This is a genomic window from Rhizobium sp. NLR16a (genome assembly GCF_017948245.1).
Classification (GTDB): domain Bacteria; phylum Pseudomonadota; class Alphaproteobacteria; order Rhizobiales; family Rhizobiaceae; genus Rhizobium.
On the sequence record NZ_CP072865.1, the window covers coordinates 3642885 to 3664290 of the forward strand.

Below are 21406 nucleotides of genomic sequence, written 5' to 3' on the forward strand. Positions count from 1 at the left end.
CGGGCGGAGCCTCCCCTGACGACAGGGTCGGCCAGACAGGGTTGGATTGATGGAAGAAAGCTCAACGGTCCGCAGGCTGGATCGGCTCGGCGTGGTTCTGGTGGCGGGCGGCATTGCGGCGACGGCACTGATGCCCTTCATCTACGTCAAGGCGAACCGCATCGCCGCCGGCAAGCCGATGCTGCTGATGCAGCTTCTTCCCCAGCCCTCCGTCATCATCCTGACCGCCCTTCTCGTCCTGACCGCCCTCGCCACCTTGTTTCTCCGAAATGCCATGGCGCGGCTCGTCATTGCCACCCTTTGCCTTGCCGCACTGATCGCTGCGATCGGCCTGGTCTCGACCGCGGCGACGCCGCCCGGCAGCACGGTGGCGCGCATGACGCCCGGCGGCGGCTTTTGGGTGCTGTTCGCGGTGATCGGGCTCATCATATCGGACGCGCTGGTCAAGATCCGGCTGGCGCCCTGGATGCGGGTGGCAGCGCTTGGCGTCTACGCGGCGCTGCTCTTCGCCTTTCTCGCCTCCGGCCTGCTGGACAGCCTCTCGATCATGAAGGAATTCTCGACGCGGTCGGCACAGTTCGAGACCGAGGCATTCTCACATCTGCTGCTGGCGCTCGGCTCGCTCGTTATCGCCATCACTCTCGGCCTGCCGCTCGGCATTCTGTGCTTCTGGGTGCCGAAGCTCAGGGCCGTCGTGCTGCAGGGCCTAAGCCTGATCCAGACGATCCCGAGCCTGGCGCTCTTCGGCCTGTTGATGCTGCCGCTCGGCTATCTCGCCACCCATGTGCCGCTTGCTGCTGCCATCGGCATTCGCGGCATCGGCACGGCGCCTGCCTTGATTGCACTCGTGCTCTATTCGCTGCTGCCGATCGTCGCCAATACCGTCGTCGGCCTGCAGGGCGTCGACCCCTCGGTGCGCGATGCCGCCGCCGGCATGGGGCTGACGCGCCGGCAGATCCTCTTTGGCATCGACATGCCGCTTGCCTTTCCGGTCATCCTCACCGGCATCCGCATCGTACTGGTGCAGGCAATCGGCATGGTGACGATTGCCGCGCTGATCGGCGGCGGCGGTTTCGGCATCTTCATCTTCCAGGGGCTCGGCCAGACGGCGATGGACCTCGTCCTGCTCGGCGCCGTGCCGACCGTCTTCTTCGCCTTCTCATCGGCCGTCATCCTCGATGCGGTCATCGACAGCATCCGGGGACCTGCCGCATGAGCATGATCGAGATCAGGAACGTCACCAAACGCTATGGTGCTGCCACCGTCGTCGACAAGGTCTCGATGAACGTCGAAAAGGGCGAGATCACCGTCATCGTCGGCACGTCGGGCTCGGGCAAATCGACGCTGATGCGGATGATCAACCGGCTGGTGCCGATCAGCGAGGGCCAGATCTTCGTCAACGGCCAGAATGTGATGGATGTCGAGGTGACCGAGCTCCGCCGCCGGATCGGTTATGCGATCCAGGGGCACGGACTGTTTCCGCACCGGACCGTGGCGCAGAATATCGCCACAGTGCCGCGGCTGCTCGAATGGGATTCCAGGCGCATAGCCGCCCGCGTGGAGGAACTGCTCGGGCTTTTCAACCTCGATCCGGCCGAGTTCGCCGAGAAATATCCGCATCAGCTTTCCGGCGGCCAGCAGCAGCGCGTCGGCGTCGCCCGCGCCCTCGCCGCCGAACCGGAACTGCTGTTGATGGACGAGCCCTTCGGTGCGCTCGATCCCGTCATCCGCGGAAAGGCGCAGGATGATCTCCTGGCGATCCAGAAGCAGTTCGGCACGACCGTCATCCTCGTCACCCACGACATGGACGAGGCCTTCCATCTCGGCAACCAGATCGCCGTGATGAGCCAGGGCCGACTGTTGCAATGCTCGACTCCGGAAAAGATCCTCACCGAACCGGCCGATCCCTTCGTGCAGCAACTGACCGGCACCTCCGACCGGGCGCTGAAGCTGATGTCGCTGCTGCCGCTGAAGGAGAGCATGGAGCCGGCCAAGAGCGGCCTCGCCTATGCCCTGCCGCAGTCGCTCAGCCTTCGCGATGCGCTCGCCGAAATGATCTGGCAGGGGGTCGACGAGGCGGCGGTGCAGGATGGCGAAAAGGCGCCGGTGGGATCGATCTCGATGACAAGGCTGCTCGAACTGGGCCGCAAGGCATGAAACTCGTCGTCGCCAATCTCTTCCGGCTAACCGCACTCGGCTTGCTGCTGATCCTGCTTTTCAGGACCCAGTGGCTTTCCTTCCTGTTGACGCCGCTGACCAGCAACAATGCGCCCGCTGTCTATACGCAGAACAGCCTTGTCTCGCTGGCGCTCGGACATCTGCAACTGGTGATCGGATCGATCGTCTGCAGCGCCGTGCTCGCCGTTGCCGGCGGCATCTTCGTGACGCGGGAAAGCGGCGCGGATTTCCTGCCGCTGTCGCGCGCCATCGCCAATGCCGGCCAGACCTTCCCGCCGGTCGCCGTTCTGGCGCTCGCCGTGCCCGCCACCGGCTTCGGCGCCATGCCAACGCTGATCGCGCTCTTCCTCTACGGCCTGCTGCCGATCTTCGAAAACACCGTCGCCGGCCTGAAGCAGGTGTCGCCGCAGGTGCTCGACGCGGCCGACGGCATGGGCATGAACGGCACGCAGCGGCTCACGCGCGTCGAGCTGCCGCTTGCGCTGCCGCTGATCCTCGAAGGGCTGAAGGTCGCGACCGTGATCAATATCGGCACGGCGACGATCGGCTCGACGGTTGCCGCCAAGGGTCTCGGCGAGGTGATCATCGCCGGGCTGATATCGGACAATACCGCCTTCATCCTGCAGGGCGGGCTGATCGTCGGGCTGATGGCGGTACTGATCTATGACGCCATGGGCCTCGTCGAAGCGGCGATCACGCGAAGAATCGGCTTGCGCCCGGCGTAAGAGGACCGCTACCAAGGCTGCGGTGATCGATTGAACGGGAGGCCGCCTTGGCGAAGATGATCCACTCCATGATCCGCGTTCTCGACGAGGCGCGCTCGGTCGAGTTCTACGGCAAGGCCTTCGGTCTCTCGGTTGCCGACCGTGTCGATTTCGACACCTTCACGCTGATCTATCTGAGCAATGCCGAGACCGGCTTTGAGCTGGAGCTGACCGTCAACAAGGGCCGCACCGAACCCTATGATCTCGGCAAAGGCTATGGCCATCTCGCCGTCTCGGTCGAAGAAGTCGCCGTCGAGCGCGAGCGCATGGTGAAACTGGGGCTCAAGCCGGGCGAGCTGGTGGAGCTCAACCGCGACGGCAAGTTGTTCGGCCTGTTCTTCTTCGTCAGCGATCCCGACGGCTACAAGATCGAAGTGCTGCAGCGCCACGGCCGGTTTCTCTGACGGCGCGCGATCTTCCGATCCAACCATAATCCCACAGCTTCGAGCGGCATAACCAGGAGCCCGCCATGATCGAGAAAACCGCGCTCAATTCCGGCTGGACGCTCACCTGCAACGATACAGGAAGACCCGACCTGCCGGATGCGATGCCGGCGACGGTGCCCGGATGCGTCCATACCGACCTTCTCGCCAGCCGGCTGATCCCCGATCCCTATATCGATGTCAACGAGATCACCAATGACTGGATCGGCAGGGCGGACTGGACCTATCGCTGCCGCTTCGAGGCAACGCCCGACGATGGCAGAGTGCAGGAACTCGTCTTCGACGGGCTGGATACGATCGCGGTCATCAGCCTCAACGGCGAAGAGATCGGCCGGACATTCAACATGCACCGCACCTACCGTTTCGATGTTTCAGGTCTACTGAAGACCGGCGCCAACGAACTCTCCGTCACCTTCCGCTCCGCCTACGCCTATGGCGCTGAGATGGAAAAACATTACGGCTACCGGCCCAACAACTATCCGGGGCCGGGCAATCTGATGCGCAAGATGGCCTGCAATTTCGGCTGGGACTGGGGGCCGACGCTGGTGACGGCGGGCATCTGGAAGCCGGTGAGGCTGGAGAGCTGGGATGGGGCGCGGCTCGCCGAGACACGGGCGTCGGCCACGCTTGCCGGCGGCGACGGGCTGGTGACGGTGCATGCAAGACTGGCGCGCCACAGCAATTCCAGGCCGTTCCGGCTGGTCGCCGAGATCGGCGATGTGACGACGTCGGTTACGATCGCCGCCAGCGAAGACGAGGTTTCGTTCGAGATCACGCTGCCCTCGCCGCAGCTCTGGTGGCCACATCATCTCGGCGCCCAGCCGCTCTATCCGCTGACGCTTACGCTGATCGATGAGGCCAGCGGCGATCGGCTCGACAGCTTTGAGCGCGAGCTCGGTTTCCGTTCGCTCAGGCTCGATACCGCTGCAGATGCGTACGGTTCGGCCTTCACCTTCGTCATCAATGACGTGCCGTTGTTCATCGCCGGCGCCAACTGGATCCCCGACGATTGTTTTCCCTCGCGGGTGACGCGCGAGCGTTATGCTGCCCGGATCGAAGAGGCGAGGAGCGCCAATATTCATATGCTGCGCGTCTGGGGCGGCGGCATCTTCGAGCGCGACGAATTCTACGAAGCCTGCGACCGCATGGGCATGCTGGTCTGGCAGGATTTCCTCTTTGCCTGCGCCGCCTATCCGGAGGAGGAGCCGCTTCGAAGCGAGGTCGAGGCGGAGGTGCGCGACAATGTCGTGCGGCTGATGCCGCATGCTTCGCTGGTCCTCTGGAACGGCAATAACGAGAATATCTGGGGTTTCGACGAATGGGGCTGGCGGCCGATCGTCAAGGCGGGCGAGAGCTGGGGGCTCGGCTATTATCTCGACCTGCTGCCGAAGCTCTGCGACGAACTCGATCCCCGCCGGCCCTATTATCCCGGCAGCCCCTATTCCGGCTCGATGGAGATCGAGCCGAATGCCGACGGACATGGCTGCAAACATATCTGGGACGTCTGGAACGATGTCGGCTACGAGGTCTACCGCAACTACATCCCGCGTTTTTGCTCCGAATTCGGCTGGCAGGCGCCGGCCAATTGGGCGACGATCGAAGAGAGCGTCCACGATCAGCCGCTGACGCCGCAATCGAACGGCGTCTTCCACCACCAGAAGGCGACGCAGGGCAATGACAAGCTGATCCGCGGGTTGGCCGGCCATCTGCCGGTGCCAAGGACGATGGACGACTGGCACTTCGCCACCCAGCTCAACCAGGCGCGCGCCATCCGCTTCGGCATCGAGCACATGCGCTCGCACCGGGCAATCTGCAAGGGCGCGGTGGTCTGGCAGTTCAACGACTGCTGGCCGGTAACCTCCTGGGCCGCCCTCGATTCGGCCGGACGCCGCAAGCCGCTCTGGTTTGCGCTGAAGGCGGCCTTTGACCCGCGCCTGCTAACGATCCAGCCGCGCGACGGCGGACTGGCAGCGGTGGCGGTCAACGAGAGGACGCTGTTCTGGCGAGCCAAGATCAGCGGCAAACGCCTGAGGCTCGATGGCAGCGTGCTTGCGGAATTCGAATTCTGGCGGCTGCTCTGCGACCGCTTCGAGGCCAGGGAGTTTCCGCTGCCCGAGGAGGTCGTCAGGCCGGATTTACCGAAGGACGAGGTCGTTGTCGTCGACATGCTCGACCGGCGAGCGTTTCACTATTTCGTCGAGGATATCGACCTTGCCCTGCCGGCGCCGCGGCTGAGCGTCGATGTGACTGCGATAGAGGATGGTTACGCGGTCAAGGTGAAGGCCGAGAATTTTCTCAAGGATCTCTGCCTGATGGCGGATCGGCTGGATCCGGATGCGGTCGTCGATTCGATGCTGGTGACGCTGCTGCCGGGGGAGAGCCATGTGTTTGACGTGAGGACGGCGAAGGTGATTGAGGCTGTTGACATTGCTATCGGCACGGTGCTGCGATCGGCCAATGATCTACTCGCGGGTCGGTGAAAGCCCCTCATCCGTCCCCTCGCCCCGTTTTTACGGGGAGAGGGTTAGGGTGAGCGCCGACCCTGGCACAGGGGGCGTGGCGACGGTCACCACACACCAAAAGGCCCCGCTGCCAACGGGGCCCTTCCAGCTCGGTCCATCGAACGAGGTTACATCCAGTAGGGCGGCACGCCGTAATAATCATACACCCGGCGGCCATTGTCGTTGTACCAGGTGTCGTCATCGTCCGAATAGCTGGGTGCGCCTTCGATCTGCTCCTTGGTCAGGTCGATGCGGTAGCCGTCCAGCTGGGTGTCGTAATTCAGCTTTTCCCAAGGCAACGGATAGTGGTCATGACCAATGCCCAGGAAGCCGCCGAAGCTTAGCACGGCATAGGCGACGCGGCCGTCGCGCTTGCCGATGATCAGGCGTTCGATCGAGCCGATATGCCGGCCATCGGCGCCATAGACGCGGGTGCCTTCGACGCGGTCGCTGGCGATCAGCGAATGCGTTTCCTTGGCGTTCGGGTCACGGCGGCTGGCGTCGGTGTCCTGATTCAACATTTGAACCTCCTTTGGTGTTTCCTCATGGTTGGTATGAAAGGTCAACGCCAACGCGGACTCAAAGTTCCCTGCCTTTCCATGACCGCACCGGGCCTGATTGTTGACGTTTACGTCAAGGTTAGTATAGCTTCATTCGGCTTGAACCGTTCAGGCAATGGCATAAGCTGCCGGACTGGAAGATGGAGGATGCTTCCGGTCAATGAGAGCCGGTCGACCAGGGCTCGACCGGCGCGGCGGCCGCAAGGGAGAGAGAGACACGATGAGCAGCATTTCCGTCCATCCGAACGGAGCAAAAGCGGACAAGCCCTGGCTTGCCACCTATCCCGATATGGTTCCGGCCGAACTGCCGCCGCTGGAATATGCCTCGCTTGCCGAGCTTTTGGAAAAATCCTGCGCCCGTTACGCCGACCGGACGGTTTTTTCGAGCATGGGCAGGGCGATGAGCTACCGCGAGCTCGAAAGCCAGACGCGCAAGGTCGCCGCCTGGCTGCAGAGCATCGGCCTCGAGAAAGGCGACCGCGTCGCGGTGATGATGCCGAATGTCCTGCAGAACCCCGTCGCCACCTATGCGATCCTTCGGGCCGGCCTGGTGGTCGTCAACGTCAATCCGCTCTATACGCCGCGCGAACTCGAACACCAGCTGCGTGATTCCGGCGCCAAAGCGATCTTCGTGCTGGAGAATTTCGCCCGTACCGTCGAGCAGGTCCTCAACAAGACCGACCTGCGCCATGTCGTCGTCACCTCGCTCGGCGAAATGCTGGGGCCGAAGGGGCTGATGGTCAATTTCGTCGTGCGCAAGGTAAAGAAGCTCGTTCCCTCCTGGTCGATCCCTCAGCATAAGAGCTTCGGTCAGGTGCTCAGCGAAGGCGCAAGGAAAAGTCTCCGCCCGGTCACGCTTGCGGCCGGCGACATCGCCTTCCTGCAATATACCGGCGGCACAACGGGCATTGCCAAGGGCGCGGTGCTCACGCATCAGAACCTGCTCGCCAACAAGCTGCAGCTGTCGCTCTGGCTGCGATCGGCTTTCCAGCGCAAGAAACAACCGGAGGTGTTGAACTTCCTCTGCGCGCTGCCCCTCTACCACATCTTCGCGCTGACGGTGAATTCGCTGATGGGCATGTCGCTCGGCGCCCACAATATCCTGATCGCCAACCCGCGCGATATTCCCGGCCTCGTCAAGGAATTCGGAAGGTCGAACATTCATATCTTCCCCGGCCTTAACACGCTGTTCAACGCGCTGATGAACAACGCCGAATTCGCCAAGCTCGATTTCTCCTCTCTCATCATGTCGCTTGGCGGGGGCATGGCCGTCCAGCGCCCGGTTGCCGAACGCTGGTTGAAGATAACGGGCACGGCGGTGACAGAGGGCTACGGCCTTTCCGAGACGTCGCCTGTCGCCACCGCCAACCGCTTCGATTCGCCCGAGTTCACCGGCTCGATCGGCCTGCCGCTTCCCTCGACCGAACTCGATATCCGCGACGAGGAGGGCCGTTCGCTGCCAACAGGCGAAATCGGCGAGATCTGCATCCGCGGGCCGCAGGTGATGGCCGGCTATTGGCAGAAGCCGGAGGAAACGGCGCGGGTGATGACATCAGACGGCTATTTCCGCTCGGGCGACATGGGCTTCATGGACGAGCGCGGTTACACCAAGATCGTCGACCGCAAGAAGGACATGATCCTCGTTTCCGGCTTCAACGTCTATCCGAACGAGATCGAGGAAGTCGCCGCCATGCATGCCGGCATCCTGGAGGCGGCGGCGATCGGCGTGCCGGACGGGCATTCCGGCGAGGCGGTCAAGCTCTTCGTCGTCAGAAAGGATCCGACCCTGACGGAGGCGGAGGTGAGGGCCCATTGCATCGCCAATCTTACCAACTACAAGCGCCCGCGTTTCATCGAATTCCGCGCCGAACTGCCGAAGTCGCCTGTCGGCAAGATCCTGCGCAAGGACCTGCGCGGCTAAATTTGACGATCTGATGAAATTAAAGCCCTCCGCTCGCCGCGGATGATTTTTCATATTTGGAGCGGCGGCTGAACTTGATTTGCGCCTGAGAAAGCGAATAGTTTCCGCAACCTTTCCGCCTCAAAAGGAGCCTCCCATGAACGCCATCGTCGAACAGCTGAAAAGCACCGCTGATGCCACCAAGGCGACCGATCTCCGCGCCGCCTTCGCCGCCGATCCGCAGCGCTTTTCGCGCTTTTCCGTCTCGCTTGACGATCTGCTGATGGACTTTTCCAAGACGGCGGTGAACGACGAGATCCTCAAGCTTTTGGTCAGGCTTGCCGAAGAAGGCGGCGTCGAGAAGAAGCGCGAGGAGATGTTCTCCGGCAAGGCGATCAACTTCACCGAGGACCGCGCCGTCCTGCACACGGCGCTACGCAACCGGTCGAATACGCCTGTTCTGGTGGACGGCAAGGATGTCATGCCTGACGTCAACGCCGTGCTTGCCGCCATGGGCAAGTTTGCCGACGACATCCGCTCCGGCACGCTGAAGGGCGTCACCGGCAAGACGATCACCGACGTCATCAATATCGGCATCGGCGGCTCCGATCTTGGCCCCGTCATGGCGACGCTGGCGCTTGCCCCCTTCCATGACGGCCCGCGCGCCCATTTCGTCTCCAATATCGACGGTGCCCATATTGCCGACATCCTGAAGCTGGTGCAGCCGGAAACGACGCTGTTCATCGTCGCCTCGAAGACCTTCACGACCGTCGAGACGATGACCAATGCGCAGACGGCGCGCAATTTCATCGCGAAGGCGCTCGGCGAATCGGCCGTGCAGCACCACTTCGCCGCCGTCTCGACGGCGCTCGACAAGGTCGCCGCCTTCGGCATCGACAGCGCCCGCGTCTTCGGCTTCTGGGATTGGGTCGGCGGCCGCTACTCGATCTGGTCGGCGATCGGCCTGCCGCTGATGATCGCGATCGGGCCTGAGAATTTCGGCAAGTTCCTCGACGGCGCGCATGCGGTCGACAACCACTTCCGTAAGGCGCCGATTACCGAAAACCTGCCGATGCTGCTCGGCCTGATCGGCTTCTACCACCGCAATGTGCTGAACTATCCCACCCGCGCCATCCTGCCCTACGACCAGCGCCTGTCGCGTTTCCCGGCCTATCTGCAGCAGCTCGACATGGAATCGAACGGCAAGGGCGTCACCATCGACGGCACGCCGGTCGAGGGCAATTCCGGCCCGGTCGTCTGGGGCGAACCCGGCACCAATGGCCAGCACGCCTTCTACCAGCTCATCCATCAGGGCACGAGCATCATCCCGGCCGAATTCATGATCGCCGCCAATGCCTTCGAGTCGGAGTTGCGCCACCAACACCAGCTCTTGATCTCCAACGTGCTTGCCCAGTCTGAAGCACTGATGAAGGGCCGCACCTTCGCGGAAGCCAAGAAGCAGTTGACCGACAAGGGCATGGACGACAAGAAGGCCGATTTCATCGCGCCGCACCGCGTCTTCCAGGGCAACCGCCCGTCGATCACCTTCGTCTACGACAAGCTGACCCCCTATGCGCTCGGCCGTCTGATCGCGCTCTACGAACATCGCGTCTTCGTCGAAGGCGTGCTCTTCCGCATCAACTCCTTCGACCAGTGGGGCGTCGAACTCGGCAAGGAACTGGCAACGGGCCTGCTGCCCGTCGTCGAGGGCAAAGAGAGTGCGGCGAGCCACGATTCCTCCACCCAGGGGCTGGTTGCGGCGCTGGCGAAGCTTGCGAAGTAAGTTTCGAAAGCCGGGCTCGCCCCTCACCCTAACCCTCGGGGTCGAGCCACTGGTCTCGACCCGTCCTGCGGAGCCTCGTAACCGGGCGAGGGAGTAGGGGAACGGAGAGGTCGCGGCGTATCCTCCTCGCCGGTGAGAAGAGGGAGGCGCGAGGCTGCGGTATATATCCCTTCGCCCCGCAAGCGGGTCTGAAGGGCGGTGCCGGCGGCTGGCAAGGAGCGGAGGCCGGCTTCAGCATTACCAGGAAATTCACGCGCCCGGGGCGGATCGGACGACAGCGTCATGCGGCCGCAAATGATGACCTGATATCGGCCAGGCCAGCGCATCGGTGTCGATGGGCTGTTGGTGCGAAACCGGATTGAACGTTCCGCTAATAGAAAATTGTAGAAAGAATTCTTTCAATCCACCGTCGTCGCCCTAGATTCAAGCAAAATCTGTGCGCAGGGTACTTCCGACGACATGGCCTATCAAACCGGGGACGACACCCCGTTTCACCGTTTTCCGAAGCCTATACATGGGCCACTCGCGTCCGGACGTGTCCTTTCGATGGCGGCGCCAGCATCGGATCGTCCCTGCCCCGTCCATAAGGCTCTCCAAGGCGCCCGGCACAGAGCGTTTTCACGTTTCATCATCACTAAAGGAAGCTCATGAGCCGTCTTACCGTCGTTTCCAATCGTGTCCCCATGCCAGCCAAGGATGGCAGTGCCGCGGCCGGCGGCCTCGCGGTTGCGCTGCAGGCAGCCCTGCAGGCGCGCGGCGGCATCTGGATGGGATGGTCGGGAGAGTCGAGCGGAGAAAGGGAGCCTGGCCCGCTCTCGCTGCTGCAGAAGGGCAACATCACCTATGCGCTGACCGATCTCACCGACACCGATGTCGAGGAATATTATCGCGGCTTTGCAAACCGCGTTCTCTGGCCGATCTGTCACTACCGCCTCGACCTCGCCGAATATGGCCGGAAGGAAATGGCCGGCTATTTCCGCGTCAACCGTTTCTTCGCGCACCGGCTGGCGCCGATGATCGAGAAGGACGACATCATCTGGGTTCATGATTACCACCTGATTCCGCTGGCCGCCGAACTGCGGCAAATGGGGCTGAAGAACAGGATCGGCTTCTTCCTGCACATTCCCTGGCCGCCGGCCGATATTCTCGTCACCATGCCCGTTCATGAAGAGATCATGCGCGGCCTCTCCCATTACGATCTCGTCGGCTTCCAGACCGATTACGACCTCCAGAACTTCGCCGGTTACTTGAGACGGGAGGGCATCGGCGACGACCTCGGAAACGGGCTGTTCGATTCCCACGGGCGGATTTTCAAGGCCGGCGCCTATCCGATCGGGATCGAGACTGCTGGATTCGCCGAATTCGCCGAGAAAGCCGCAAACAATGTCATGGTGCAAAAGACCCGGCGCAGCATCGAAGGCCGGGATATGATCATCGGCGTCGACCGCCTCGATTATTCGAAGGGCATCATTCAGCGGCTGGAAGCGTTCGAACGCTTCCTGACCACCAATCCCGCCTACCAGAACAAGGTCACCTATCTGCAGGTCACGCCGAAATCGCGATCGGAGGTCCCCGAATACGAGCATATGCAGAAGATGGTCGCCGAACAGGCCGGCCGCGTGAACGGCGGCATCGGAACGGTCGACTGGGTACCGATCCGCTATGTCAACCGATCGATCAGCCGCAACGTGCTCGCCGGCCTCTACCGCCTGGCGAGGATCGGGCTGGTGACGCCGTTGCGCGACGGCATGAACCTCGTCGCCAAGGAATATGTCGCCGCCCAGGATCCGGATCGCCCGGGCGTTCTGGTGCTGTCGCGCTTCGCCGGTGCGGCACGGGAGTTGAGGGGCGCGCTGCTGGTCAATCCCTATGATGTCGAGGGCACCGCCAATGCGCTTGCCCGCGGCCTTGCCATGTCGCTCGAGGAGCGCCGCGACCGCTGGAGCATGATGATGGAACACCTGCTCTCGCACGATGTCTCACTGTGGTGCGAAACCTTCCTGCGGGATCTGGTGACCGCTCCAGAGCTTCAACCGGGGGGTGACTCCCGGATCGTTTCTTGATCGATCGGTGCCGACCGGTCCTTCGGATCCCCGACGGGAGAAGAGGGGATCGAAACGTTGCCGCATATCTCTTCTCCCCACGGGGAGAAGAGGAAATCGGAACGTCGCGGCACATTTCCTTCGCCCCGGAAGCGGGAGGAAGGTGCCGGCGGATGAGGGGCCGATGCTCGCTTAAGCCTTAAAGCCCGATCTCATGCGCCCATGGCGGATTGGCGCCGGCGCGGGAGACGGTGACGGCGGCCGCCTTGGCGCCGAGCGTCAGGGCGTTGCGCACCGCCTGTTCGTCGAGCGAGGCGACCTGTTCTTTGCTCAGCAGATTGTCCATCTTCAGCGAGGCCAGCACGCCGGCGTCGAAGGTATCGCCGGCGCCGACCGTGTCGACGACGGCAACGCGTTCACTCGGCACCGTCACCTTGCGATCCCTGGTATAGCCGGACGCGCCTTCGGCGCCCTTGGTGATGACGACGAGCTTGGCGCCGTGGGCGAGCCAATGGGCGGCGAGCGCGTCGTGGTCACCTTGGAGCCCGAACCAGTCGAGATCCTCGTCGGAAAATTTGACGATGTCGGCCTTTGCCGCCATGCGCCGGATGCGGGCCATATGCGCCGGCTTGTCCTTGATGAAGCCCGGGCGAATGTTGGGGTCGAGCGAAATCACGCGGCGGGCGGCTTCGCGGTCGAGCAAGGCTTCGTACGTTTCGCCGCAGGGGCTCGGGATCAGGCTGATCGCGCCGAAATGCAGTGCTTCGCAATCATCGTCAAGCGTCGGCAGGTCCGCCTCGGTGATCATCCGGCCGGCCGTGCCTTCGTCATAGAAGGCATAGGTCGCCTGGCCGTTGACGAGCTTGACGAAGGCGATCGTCGAGGGCCGCGGAGTGATGGCGCATGGGCTGTAATCGACGTTGCTCGCCTTCAGCGTCGCCAGCAAGATTTCGCCCATCATGTCGTCGGCAATGCCGGTGAAGAAGGCGGTGGGAATGCCGAGGCGGCCGAGCGCGATGGCGGTGTTGAAGATCGCGCCGCCGGCATAGGGCGCAAAGCCCTTTTCGCCAAGCGTCGTGTCCCTCGGCAGCATGTCAATCAGGGCTTCGCCGCAGCACAAAATCATCGGATTCCTCCCAACAGCATTTCTATCTTCATCAAGCGCTTAAGTGAGCTTTTGTCAACCGATTAGAGCGAAAGCTCACTGACTCCACCATTCCTCGCCGACCATGCCAGCGGCGCGTCGAGGAAGGCCTCGACCTCTGCAAGCGTCTTGTCGTCGAAAAGCTTCTCTGCCCTGGCAACCGCAAGGACGCTGCGCCAGGTGGCGATGTGATGCAGCCTGACCTTGCCGTCGGCAAAACGCTGGTCGCCGAAAATGCCGTAGAAGAACAGCGCGATGCCGTGATCGACAATGCCGCCGGCGGCGCGAATGGCGTCGATGAACTTGAACATGCTGCCGCCAGCCGTCGTCAGGTCCTCGATGACGAGCACGCGCGAACCGTCCGGCATATTGCCTTCGATCTGGGCATTGCGGCCATGGCCCTTCGGCTGCTTGCGGACATAGATCATCGGCAGGCCGAGGCGATCGGCGAGCAGGGCGGCGAAGGGAATGCCGGCGGTCTCGCCGCCGGCGATGCAATCGAACTGCTCAAAACCGGCATCGCGCAAGAGCGTGCTGGCGGCAAAATCCATCACCGTCGAACGGATGCGCGGGTAGGACAAGAGCTTGCGGCAATCGATATAGACCGGGCTCGCCATCCCGGAAGAGAGCTTGTAAGGCTGGGCCGCATTGAAATGCACCGCCTTGATCTCCCAGAGCATCTTGGCCACCAGTTCGGCCATCAGGGCGCGGTCGGGAAATGCGGTCTGGATCATCGGGCTCTCCATCGGTTTTGCGTCTCCGGCAATAGCAGCAAGCGCCCACCGTTTCCAGACGCAGGCGAGCTATTCCAGCAAGAGACGGCCGATATCGGGCCCTTGCATCGTCTTGAACAGGGCGATCGTTCGGGCCCCCTCCTCGGCATCCAGCGAAACGGCATAACGCACGGCGGCGGCAAGCAGCTGCATCGTCAGCCGGGCGATCGCCTGAAGTTCGCTGCGGTCCCGATCCGGCCAGAGGCGCACGAGCAGGGCGAGAAACGCCTGAGCATGGAATTCCATATCTTCGGCGTCGACCTGCTGCAGCAGCTTGTCGGTATGGGTCGCGTGCCAGATGTCGCGCATCACGGGCTCGCGGCGGAAGAAGGCGTAATATTCGTCGACGATCCTGGCGAGCGCGCCTGGCAGGGCCGCGGCGTCGACGACCTTCGCCAGTTCCGCCTCGACACAGCGCCGGCCCTCCTCGTTGAAGCGTTCGGCCAATGTCCGGATGATGGCGCTCTTGTCGGGGAAATACTGGTAGAGGGCGCCGAAGGAAAGGCCCGCCTTTTCGACGATCTCGCTCATCTTCAGGCCGTCGCTGCCATGACTTTCGATCAGTTCGGCGGCGACGGCGAGGATTTTTTCGAAACGCTCGCGGCCGCGCTGCTGGCGCGGGATGCGTCGCGGCTGGCCGCTATGGTCCTGGTGACGTCTGCGCGTTGCCGCCGGCTGCCCCGACATGTTCTCTCCTTTGCCTGTTGACAAAGAAAATAAGAGAGTTTATCCGATTTTACAAACAAGAGAGTTTCTCTTGTTTCATCAGGAAGGAGTTTCGACATGCAGATGGTCCTCATTCTTTCCCTCGTCGCCGCGGCGATCGGCAGCGGCTTGGTCGCCGGCATCTTCTTCGCCTTCTCCACCTTCATCATGACCGCCTTCTCGCGCATTCCGGCGGAACAGGGCATTGCCGCGATGAATTCGATCAACGTGACGATCGTCCGCTCGCCCTTCATGGCGCTGTTCGTACCGACGGCGATCCTCTGCCTGGTCATTGCTGTGCTGGCGCTGATCAACTGGCGCGGCGGGGCGTCCGCGCTGATGCTGGGGGGTGCAGCCCTCTATGTCTTTGCCTCCTTCCTCTCGACGATCATCTTCAACGTGCCGATGAACGACGCACTGGAAAAGGTCAGCGGCGGCGGCGCGGAAGCGGCGGCGCTTTGGACGGCCTATCTCCGGGACTGGACGTGGTGGAACCATGTACGCACCATCGCCTCGCTGCTTGCCTCGGTCGCTTTTGTGCGGGCGCTGATGATGATTTAGCAGGGGCGCAGGCCTCATCCGAGAGCCTCGAGGATGAGGGACGTTGGAGGGTGCTGCTGCCTTCCTTTCGCCTTGGAAACGGACGCTCACCCCATCCCCATTCCTGTGCTCGGGTCAAGCCCGAGGACAGGAATGAGGGTGCGGATATGGCATGACTTCGCGGCAACGGCATCGCGTGTGGTGACCGTCGCCACAGATACATTCTGCAACGGTCAGCCTTCAAACAGTTCGAGCATTCCGAAAGAGGAGTTGACCGACTGTCTCCTCGGTTATTTCTGCTCGCAAAAGACGATGCGATTACTAAAGGGATCGATGACGGTCATCTCCAGCCCCCAGGGCGCTTCCTCGACGCCGGGCTTCATATAGCGGTAATCCTTGCCGATGAGTTCGGCGTGATAGGCGCGCACATTGGCGACGCGGACGAAGGCCTTGGCGCCGGGGCTGGCGTCGCCGGAATGTTCGCTCAAGTGCAGCGCCATACCCTCACGCGACACCTGGCAATAGAGCGGGAAGTTTTCGCCGAAGCGATGTTCCCAGTCGAGCGTGAAGCCGAGGAAACCGCAATAGAATTCCATCGCCTTTTCGACCGAGAAGATACGGAAGATCGGCATCGGCGGCTCGATGCCGATGGCGGCGCGGCCTGAACCCGCCGCATCGATCTTGGCCGAGAGGATATTCCATTGCTCGAGCCCGAATTGCCGGGCGACGATTTCGAGCGTCTCGCTGTGGGTGAGAGAAATATTGCGGTCGGCAAGGGCTTGCCGCAATGTCTTTGCCATGAGCTTGGCATCGCGAAAATCGCGCATAGTGAATCCTTCCGTCGGCGGCAAACAGGACGATCAGTGCCCGCGTCTGCTGACCCGTTCGCCATCGATCGCCAAACGGCAAGGGATGTGAAGGATATCTCTGGATGCATTCACCATAACGCTGATGCGTCGCGGGCGGCTGGCCGCATCCGGCCAAGGGCGATCGTATGAGACGCGTCGTCCCGGATCAAGACGCCGTGCGCGATGCCTCGAGGGGCACCGCCTGCAGGTGGGCGGCAAGCTCGACGCGGTTGCGGCCGGCGCGCTTGGCGGCGTAAAGCGCCTTATCGGCGGCACTCAGCATGGTGTCGAAATCCAGTGGCTGCGAGCGGCCGGGCGCAACGCCGACGCTCACTGTGCATCTCAACACCTCACCGTCGATCGGAATCTCTCGCGCCTCGAAGGCCCTGCGGATCCGCTCAGCCGTCAGTTCGGCCCGGCCTGGCATGACCTGTTTCAGCACCAGCGCAAATTCTTCGCCCCCGAGCCTCGCGGCGGTATCGCCAGGGCGGCAATTGGCGGCGAGTTCCTCGGCGAAGACGGTGATCACGCGGTCGCCGCTCGCATGGCCATAGCGGTCGTTGACGGATTTGAAATGGTCGATATCGAAGACGATGATGGCGGTGGTCGATCCCATTGGGCGCGTGCCGTACTCGTCGAAGACGGCGCGGCGGTTGAGCAGGCCGGTCAGCGGATCGGTGATCGCCTCGAGGCGATGGCGGGCGGCGAGCCGCCATTGATGCAGCGCCAGCGACAGCGCGCCGATGCCGGTCATGCCGGCGATGCAGACGGCAAGGCTCAGATCCTCCGCCCAGTTGCTGGGCGCCTTGCCGAGCACCAGCTTGCCATCGGCAATCAGCACGGCGGCGCAGAGAACGAAGGAAATTGCCGTCAGCGTATAGAGCGCCGCGATGCCGAGCAGCGGCGCCGGGGCTTCGGCGCGGGCGAGCCAATATTGCCGGGCGGTGGCAAAGAGCAGCAGGGCGATGGCGAGATTGTCGGCGATGAAGGCTAAACCGTCATATCCGGAAACCATCGGCACGATCGAGAAGGTCATCGCCGCCAGGGCCCGGATGGCAGTGGCAACGATCGACAGGCGGCCGGTAAGGAACTGTTTGCCCGCGCCCCAGATGGTGGCGAAGCCGGCATGGAACAGCATGAAACTGCCAATGGCGAAACCTGTATCAGGCCTGCTCACATAGGCGCTGTAGACGAAAATGCCGCTGACGACCAGGACCAGACCGATGGTGGCGGTGAGCAGCACGGTTTCGGCCCGGCGCACCAGCCAGCTTCCCATCAATGTGACGGCAAGGCAGGCCGCGGAGACGCCGAGCGCCAGCAAAAGGGAGTTGTAGTCAAGCATCATGCTTCTTCAGTCTCCGCAGCGGTGGCGCGCCAGATAATTGGCAACGTGGGGTTCCGCGGAGAAAAATGTCTTATGCACCCGTTAACAAATGATGCATTGCACAATGAAAATGTTAGGCGTCTAACGTCTGCGCGCCACTTACATGAATATTCTATTTAAAATAGAAAAAGGCGGAAGCACCCCCTACGTCACTACCTGCCAATGCAGGGGAAACATCGGATCGAAGACCGTTACCGGGCCGGCGCCGGTTTCTATCTTGGCGGGAAAGACGACCGGCTCGGCCTGCTTCGACAGCGTGATCCGTTCCTCGTTCGGCTGAAGCCCGTACCAGGCCGGCCCGTTCAGCGAGGCGAAGGCTTCGAGCCTGTCGAGCGCACCCTCCTCCTCGAAGACATGGGCAAGGCAGCTCATCGTATTGATCGAGGTGTAGATGCCGGCGCAGCCGCAGGCGCATTCCTTCAGCGGATCGACATGCGGGGCGGAATCGGTGCCGAGGAAGAAGCGTTTGTCGCCGCTGACGGCGGCGGCGCGCAGCGCCAGCCGGTGGTTCTCGCGCTTGGCGACCGGCAGACAGTAATAATGCGGGCGGATGCCGCCGACGAGGATCGTGTTGCGGTTGATGATCAGATGGTGGGTGGTGATCGAGCCGGCGAGGTTTGATTTGGCCGCCTTGATGTAATCGATGCCGTCTGCGGTCGTCACATGCTCCATCGTCACCCTCAATTCGGGCAGGCGCCGGCGCAGCGGATCGAGCACGGTGTCGATGAAGACGGCCTCACGGTCGAAAATATCGACATCGGGCGTCGTCACCTCGCCATGGACGCAGAGCGGCAGACCGATCGCAGCCATGCGCTCCAGCACCGGCATCGCCTTCTCCATGTCACGCACGCCGCCATGCGAATTGGTGGTGGCGCCGGCGGGATAAAGCTTGACGGCGGTGATGAGGCCGCTCTTCGCACCCTCCGCCACATCGTCGGGGCTGGTGTGTTCGGTCAGATAAAGCGTCATCAGCGGCTGAAAGCGGTGGCCGTCCGGCAACGCCTTGAGGATGCGCTCGCGATAGGCCTTCGCATCCGCGGTGGTGACGACCGGCGGCACCAGATTGGGCATGATGATGGCGCGGGCGAAGGTGCGGCTCGTATCGGCGATCACGCCTTCCAGCATGGCGCCGTCGCGCAGATGCAGGTGCCAGTCGTCGGGACGGCGGATGGTGATCGATTGCATGGCAGGCCTCCGAAGCGATGCGTCTGCGGCCTGATAGCACTAAAGCGCGTCGCATTGAAATTGATTCATGCGAGGCGCTCCAACGCAATTTCCTGCATGTCGCCATCCCACCGCTGCACAAGTTCGGCCGGCATGGTCGTCAAGCCGATCGCCGCGACATTATGCCAGCGCGATCTCCAGCGTCACATCGGCCGGGCGGCGATTTTCGAGGATCAGCCGGCCGTTCGGTAGGTCGTTGCCGTAAACCTTGGCGCTGGCGGCCTCCTCATCGAGGTTGTAACCGCGCCAGCGTGCCCAGAGCCGCTCCTCGAGCACCGCGATCGGCGGCGCCAGCATGATCGAAAAATCGAAGATGCCGTCGAGCTCGGCCCATTTGCCCTGCGTGAAGAGCAGATAATTGCCCTCGACGATGATGAAACGGTCCTTGGGATCGATCGGCCGGGCCGAGGCGATGGCGAGTTCCCGGGAACGGTCGAAGACCGGCGCCAGAACCTCCTGGTCGGCCCGGCGGACGGCGCGGATGATATCGAGGAAGCCTCTGACATCGAAGGTCTCGGGAATGCCCTTGCGCGCCAAGAGGCCGCGCTCGATCAGGATGGCATTGTCCATGTGGAAGCCGTCCATCGGCAGGACTGCGGCGCTTTCGCCCTTGGCTTTCAGCGCCGCCGCCAGATTGTCGGCCATGGTCGATTTACCCGCCCCCGGCGGCCCGGCGACGGCGATCAGGAAACGCTTGGCATCGCCGGCGCGGGAAAGCACCTCGCCGGCGATGTCGTCGATGCGTACGCTCATGCCGCAACGGGCTCCGTCGGCACCGCCTTGGCGCCGGTCATGAAGGCGACGGCGTCGGACATGGTGTACTCCTTCGGATTGATCACCGTCAGGCGCCGGCCGAGACGGTGGATATGGATCCGGTCGGCGACCTCGAAGACATGCGGCATATTGTGCGAGATCAGCACGATCGGCAGGCCGCGGGCGCGCACGTCGAGGATCAGCTCCAGCACGCGCCGGCTTTCCTTGACGCCGAGCGCGGCCGTCGGTTCGTCCATGATGATGACCTTCGAGCCGAAGGCTGCGGCGCGGGCGACGGCGACACCCTGGCGCTGACCGCCGGACAGCGTCTCCACCGCCTGGTTGATGTTCTGGATGGTCATCAGGCCGAGTTCGGAGAGCTTGTTGCGCGCCAGCTTTTCCATGGCCGGCCGGTCGAGCATGCGGAACAGCGAGCCGAGCGGACCCTTTTTGCGGATCTCGCGGCCGAGGAACATGTTGTCGGCGATCGACAGCGCTGGCGACAGAGCAAGGTTCTGGTAGACGGTTTCGATGCCGGCTTCGCGCGCCTCCATCGGTGAGCGGAACTGCACCTGCCGGCCTTCGAGCGTAATCACGCCCTCGTCGGGGGTGACCGCACCTGAAATGGCCTTGATGAGCGACGACTTGCCGGCGCCGTTATCGCCGATGACGGCAAGGATTTCACCCGGGTAGAGGTCGAAATCGGCATTGTCGAGCGCGGTCACGCGTCCATAACGCTTGACGAGGCCGCGGGCGGTGAGAATGGGTTCGACAGCCATGGTCATACCGAAACCTTTCTGATCCACTGATCGATGGCGACGGCGGCGATGATCAGCACGCCGGTCAAAAGGACTTTCCATTGCGGATCGGCGCCGAGCATGTTGAGGCCCATCGACACGACGCCGACGATCATGGCCCCGAATAGCGTGCCGAGAATGGAACCGCGGCCGCCGAAGAGCGAGATGCCGCCGATCACGGTGGCGGTGATCGCCTGGAGGTTATAATCGGTCACCGCCGAGGACGGCGAAATCGAGCCGTTGCGGCCAATCGAGACCCAGGCGGCGAAGGCGGCGATGACGCCCGACAGTGTATAGACGGTGAGCAGCACCCTCTTCGTCTGGATACCGGAGAGCTTGGCGGCTTCCGGATCGTCGCCGACCGCATAGACATGCCGGCCCCAGGCGGTGTGGTTGAGCACATACCAGAGCAGCAGCACGAGCAGCACCATGGCAATAACGCCGAGGGTGAGCACGGCGCTGCCTACCTTGAAGCTCGCGGCGAAAAGATGCAGCAGCGGCGCCTGTTCGTCGACATCGGTGTCGCGGATCGTCTCATTGGCGGAATAGATAAAATTCGTCGCCATGACGATATTCCAGGTGCCGAGCGTGACGATGAAGGGCGGCAGCTTCATGAAGGCGACGAGGAAGCCGTTCAGCAGGCCGCACAGGCCGCCGACCAGCAGGCCTCCAATCACCGCGATCGGCGTCGGTATGCCGTAGGTGATGGCGACATTGCCCATGATGACGGCCGAGATCACCATGATGACGCCGATCGAAAGATCGATGCCGGCCGTCAGGATGACCAGCGTCTGGGCGGCGCCAAGAATGCCGACGATGGCGATCTGCTGCAGGATCAGCGTCAGCGTATAGGACGAGAAGAAACGTCCGCCGAGCGCTATCCCGAAGATGATGATCGCCAGCACCAATACGATCAGCGGCACGGCGGCCGGTGTCGAGTGCAGAAAATGCTGGGCACGCTTGATCAGCGGGACGCCCTGGTGCTCGAAGGAGGCGACGTTCTTGTCGCTGCCGTCGAGGACGCGTTCGAATTCCTGTGCTCCGGTCATGGTTCCTCCTCCGCATCC

The 21406-nt window shown here is 62.7% G+C and carries 19 protein-coding genes; 9 read left to right on the forward strand and 10 right to left on the reverse strand.

Translation table 11 applies throughout. From position 1 onward, the window contains the following. The first annotated feature begins 49 nt into the window (after nucleotides 1–49). From J7U39_RS17650 to J7U39_RS17670, 5 genes are all read left to right on the forward strand, one after another. Nucleotides 50–1216: an ABC transporter permease gene (locus tag J7U39_RS17650; protein WP_210629363.1), complete on the forward strand. Its 1167-nt coding sequence runs from the start codon at nucleotides 50–52 to the stop codon at nucleotides 1214–1216. Then, a complete protein-coding gene (locus J7U39_RS17655) occupies nucleotides 1213–2157 on the forward strand; it encodes an ABC transporter ATP-binding protein (RefSeq protein WP_210629364.1) in 945 nt (314 codons plus the stop codon). The genes J7U39_RS17650 and J7U39_RS17655 overlap by 4 nt, the downstream gene beginning before the upstream one ends. Further along, the gene (locus tag J7U39_RS17660; protein WP_210629365.1) at nucleotides 2154–2903 is read left to right on the forward strand and encodes an ABC transporter permease; all 750 of its coding nucleotides are present in this window, start codon (nucleotides 2154–2156) and stop codon (nucleotides 2901–2903) included. Before J7U39_RS17655 ends, J7U39_RS17660 begins: the two co-directional genes overlap by 4 nt. Before the next feature lie 47 nt (nucleotides 2904–2950). Further along, complete coding sequence (locus tag J7U39_RS17665; protein ID WP_210629366.1) at nucleotides 2951–3346, forward strand: VOC family protein; 396 nt, start codon at nucleotides 2951–2953, stop codon at nucleotides 3344–3346. A 65-nt stretch (nucleotides 3347–3411) separates the two neighbouring features. Further along, a complete protein-coding gene (locus J7U39_RS17670) occupies nucleotides 3412–5865 on the forward strand; it encodes a glycoside hydrolase family 2 protein (protein ID WP_210629367.1) in 2454 nt (817 codons plus the stop codon). Nucleotides 5866–6014: 149 nt separating this feature from the next. Here the strand turns inward: J7U39_RS17670 and J7U39_RS17675 are convergent, their stop codons facing one another. After that, nucleotides 6015–6407, reverse strand: coding sequence for a PRC-barrel domain-containing protein (locus J7U39_RS17675; RefSeq protein ID WP_037143114.1), 393 nt, complete (start codon nucleotides 6405–6407; stop codon nucleotides 6015–6017). 259 nt (nucleotides 6408–6666) lie between these two features. On the opposite strand from J7U39_RS17675, the gene J7U39_RS17680 reads away from it, so the two are divergent. The 3 genes from J7U39_RS17680 (at nucleotide 6667) to otsA (ending at nucleotide 12192) form a co-directional block, all read left to right on the forward strand. Next, the gene (locus J7U39_RS17680; protein ID WP_210629368.1) at nucleotides 6667–8367 is read left to right on the forward strand and encodes a long-chain fatty acid--CoA ligase; all 1701 of its coding nucleotides are present in this window, start codon (nucleotides 6667–6669) and stop codon (nucleotides 8365–8367) included. 136 nt (nucleotides 8368–8503) lie between these two features. Then, nucleotides 8504–10129, forward strand: coding sequence for a glucose-6-phosphate isomerase (gene pgi, locus J7U39_RS17685; protein WP_210629369.1), 1626 nt, complete (start codon nucleotides 8504–8506; stop codon nucleotides 10127–10129). A gap of 647 nt (nucleotides 10130–10776) precedes the next feature. After that, nucleotides 10777–12192 (forward strand): alpha,alpha-trehalose-phosphate synthase (UDP-forming), encoded by a 1416-nt coding sequence (gene otsA / locus J7U39_RS17690; protein ID WP_210629370.1) that lies wholly within the window; start codon nucleotides 10777–10779, stop codon nucleotides 12190–12192. Nucleotides 12193–12370: 178 nt separating this feature from the next. Here the strand turns inward: otsA and J7U39_RS17695 are convergent, their stop codons facing one another. The 3 genes from J7U39_RS17695 to J7U39_RS17705 all read right to left on the reverse strand — a co-directional run bounded on the left by J7U39_RS17695 (nucleotide 12371) and on the right by J7U39_RS17705 (nucleotide 14775). Next, nucleotides 12371–13297: a carbohydrate kinase gene (locus J7U39_RS17695; protein WP_210629371.1), complete on the reverse strand. Its 927-nt coding sequence runs from the start codon at nucleotides 13295–13297 to the stop codon at nucleotides 12371–12373. Between the two features lie 62 nt (nucleotides 13298–13359). Further along, nucleotides 13360–14049 carry an orotate phosphoribosyltransferase gene (locus tag J7U39_RS17700; RefSeq protein WP_210629372.1) on the reverse strand — a complete coding sequence of 230 codons (690 nt, stop codon included), beginning with the start codon at nucleotides 14047–14049 and terminating at the stop codon, nucleotides 13360–13362. A gap of 69 nt (nucleotides 14050–14118) precedes the next feature. Beyond that, complete coding sequence (locus J7U39_RS17705) at nucleotides 14119–14775, reverse strand: TetR/AcrR family transcriptional regulator (RefSeq protein ID WP_210629373.1); 657 nt, start codon at nucleotides 14773–14775, stop codon at nucleotides 14119–14121. Nucleotides 14776–14871: 96 nt separating this feature from the next. On the opposite strand from J7U39_RS17705, the gene J7U39_RS17710 reads away from it, so the two are divergent. Beyond that, nucleotides 14872–15354, forward strand: a complete 483-nt coding sequence (locus tag J7U39_RS17710; protein WP_210629374.1) for an anthrone oxygenase family protein — start codon at nucleotides 14872–14874, stop codon at nucleotides 15352–15354. A gap of 269 nt (nucleotides 15355–15623) precedes the next feature. Here the strand turns inward: J7U39_RS17710 and J7U39_RS17715 are convergent, their stop codons facing one another. The 6 genes from J7U39_RS17715 to J7U39_RS17740 form a co-directional block, all read right to left on the reverse strand. Continuing rightward, entirely contained in the window at nucleotides 15624–16160 is a 537-nt protein-coding gene (locus tag J7U39_RS17715; RefSeq protein WP_210629375.1) for a glyoxalase superfamily protein, read from the reverse strand. A 187-nt stretch (nucleotides 16161–16347) separates the two neighbouring features. Next, nucleotides 16348–17526 carry a GGDEF domain-containing protein gene (locus J7U39_RS17720; RefSeq protein ID WP_210629376.1) on the reverse strand — a complete coding sequence of 393 codons (1179 nt, stop codon included), beginning with the start codon at nucleotides 17524–17526 and terminating at the stop codon, nucleotides 16348–16350. A 183-nt stretch (nucleotides 17527–17709) separates the two neighbouring features. Continuing rightward, entirely contained in the window at nucleotides 17710–18750 is a 1041-nt protein-coding gene (gene pyrC / locus J7U39_RS17725; RefSeq protein WP_210629377.1) for a dihydroorotase, read from the reverse strand. A gap of 159 nt (nucleotides 18751–18909) precedes the next feature. Continuing rightward, nucleotides 18910–19542: a nucleoside triphosphate hydrolase gene (locus tag J7U39_RS17730; protein WP_210629378.1), complete on the reverse strand. Its 633-nt coding sequence runs from the start codon at nucleotides 19540–19542 to the stop codon at nucleotides 18910–18912. Then, entirely contained in the window at nucleotides 19539–20321 is a 783-nt protein-coding gene (locus J7U39_RS17735) for an ATP-binding cassette domain-containing protein (protein WP_210631700.1), read from the reverse strand. Before J7U39_RS17735 ends, J7U39_RS17730 begins: the two co-directional genes overlap by 4 nt. A 2-nt stretch (nucleotides 20322–20323) precedes the next feature. Continuing rightward, nucleotides 20324–21388: an ABC transporter permease gene (locus tag J7U39_RS17740; protein ID WP_210629379.1), complete on the reverse strand. Its 1065-nt coding sequence runs from the start codon at nucleotides 21386–21388 to the stop codon at nucleotides 20324–20326. Between the last annotated feature and the right edge of the window lie 18 nt (nucleotides 21389–21406).

Excerpts from the sequence above, each read along its gene's own strand:
- J7U39_RS17675 (WP_037143114.1), bottom strand. The coding sequence starts at position 6,407 with ATGTTGAATCAGGACACCGACGCCAGCCGCCGTGACCCGAACGCCAAG.
- J7U39_RS17650 (WP_210629363.1), top strand. The coding sequence starts at position 50 with ATGGAAGAAAGCTCAACGGTCCGCAGGCTGGATCGGCTCGGCGTGGTT.
- pgi (WP_210629369.1), top strand. The coding sequence starts at position 8,504 with ATGAACGCCATCGTCGAACAGCTGAAAAGCACCGCTGATGCCACCAAG.
- J7U39_RS17700 (WP_210629372.1), bottom strand. The coding sequence starts at position 14,049 with ATGATCCAGACCGCATTTCCCGACCGCGCCCTGATGGCCGAACTGGTG.
- J7U39_RS17670 (WP_210629367.1), top strand. The coding sequence starts at position 3,412 with ATGATCGAGAAAACCGCGCTCAATTCCGGCTGGACGCTCACCTGCAAC.
- J7U39_RS17695 (WP_210629371.1), bottom strand. The coding sequence starts at position 13,297 with ATGATTTTGTGCTGCGGCGAAGCCCTGATTGACATGCTGCCGAGGGAC.
- otsA (WP_210629370.1), top strand. The coding sequence starts at position 10,777 with ATGAGCCGTCTTACCGTCGTTTCCAATCGTGTCCCCATGCCAGCCAAG.
- J7U39_RS17740 (WP_210629379.1), bottom strand. The coding sequence starts at position 21,388 with ATGACCGGAGCACAGGAATTCGAACGCGTCCTCGACGGCAGCGACAAG.
- J7U39_RS17735 (WP_210631700.1), bottom strand. The coding sequence starts at position 20,321 with ATGGCTGTCGAACCCATTCTCACCGCCCGCGGCCTCGTCAAGCGTTAT.
- J7U39_RS17720 (WP_210629376.1), bottom strand. The coding sequence starts at position 17,526 with ATGATGCTTGACTACAACTCCCTTTTGCTGGCGCTCGGCGTCTCCGCG.
- J7U39_RS17655 (WP_210629364.1), top strand. The coding sequence starts at position 1,213 with ATGAGCATGATCGAGATCAGGAACGTCACCAAACGCTATGGTGCTGCC.
- J7U39_RS17660 (WP_210629365.1), top strand. The coding sequence starts at position 2,154 with ATGAAACTCGTCGTCGCCAATCTCTTCCGGCTAACCGCACTCGGCTTG.
- J7U39_RS17730 (WP_210629378.1), bottom strand. The coding sequence starts at position 19,542 with ATGAGCGTACGCATCGACGACATCGCCGGCGAGGTGCTTTCCCGCGCC.
- J7U39_RS17680 (WP_210629368.1), top strand. The coding sequence starts at position 6,667 with ATGAGCAGCATTTCCGTCCATCCGAACGGAGCAAAAGCGGACAAGCCC.
- J7U39_RS17705 (WP_210629373.1), bottom strand. The coding sequence starts at position 14,775 with ATGTCGGGGCAGCCGGCGGCAACGCGCAGACGTCACCAGGACCATAGC.
- J7U39_RS17710 (WP_210629374.1), top strand. The coding sequence starts at position 14,872 with ATGCAGATGGTCCTCATTCTTTCCCTCGTCGCCGCGGCGATCGGCAGC.
- J7U39_RS17715 (WP_210629375.1), bottom strand. The coding sequence starts at position 16,160 with ATGCGCGATTTTCGCGATGCCAAGCTCATGGCAAAGACATTGCGGCAA.
- pyrC (WP_210629377.1), bottom strand. The coding sequence starts at position 18,750 with ATGCAATCGATCACCATCCGCCGTCCCGACGACTGGCACCTGCATCTG.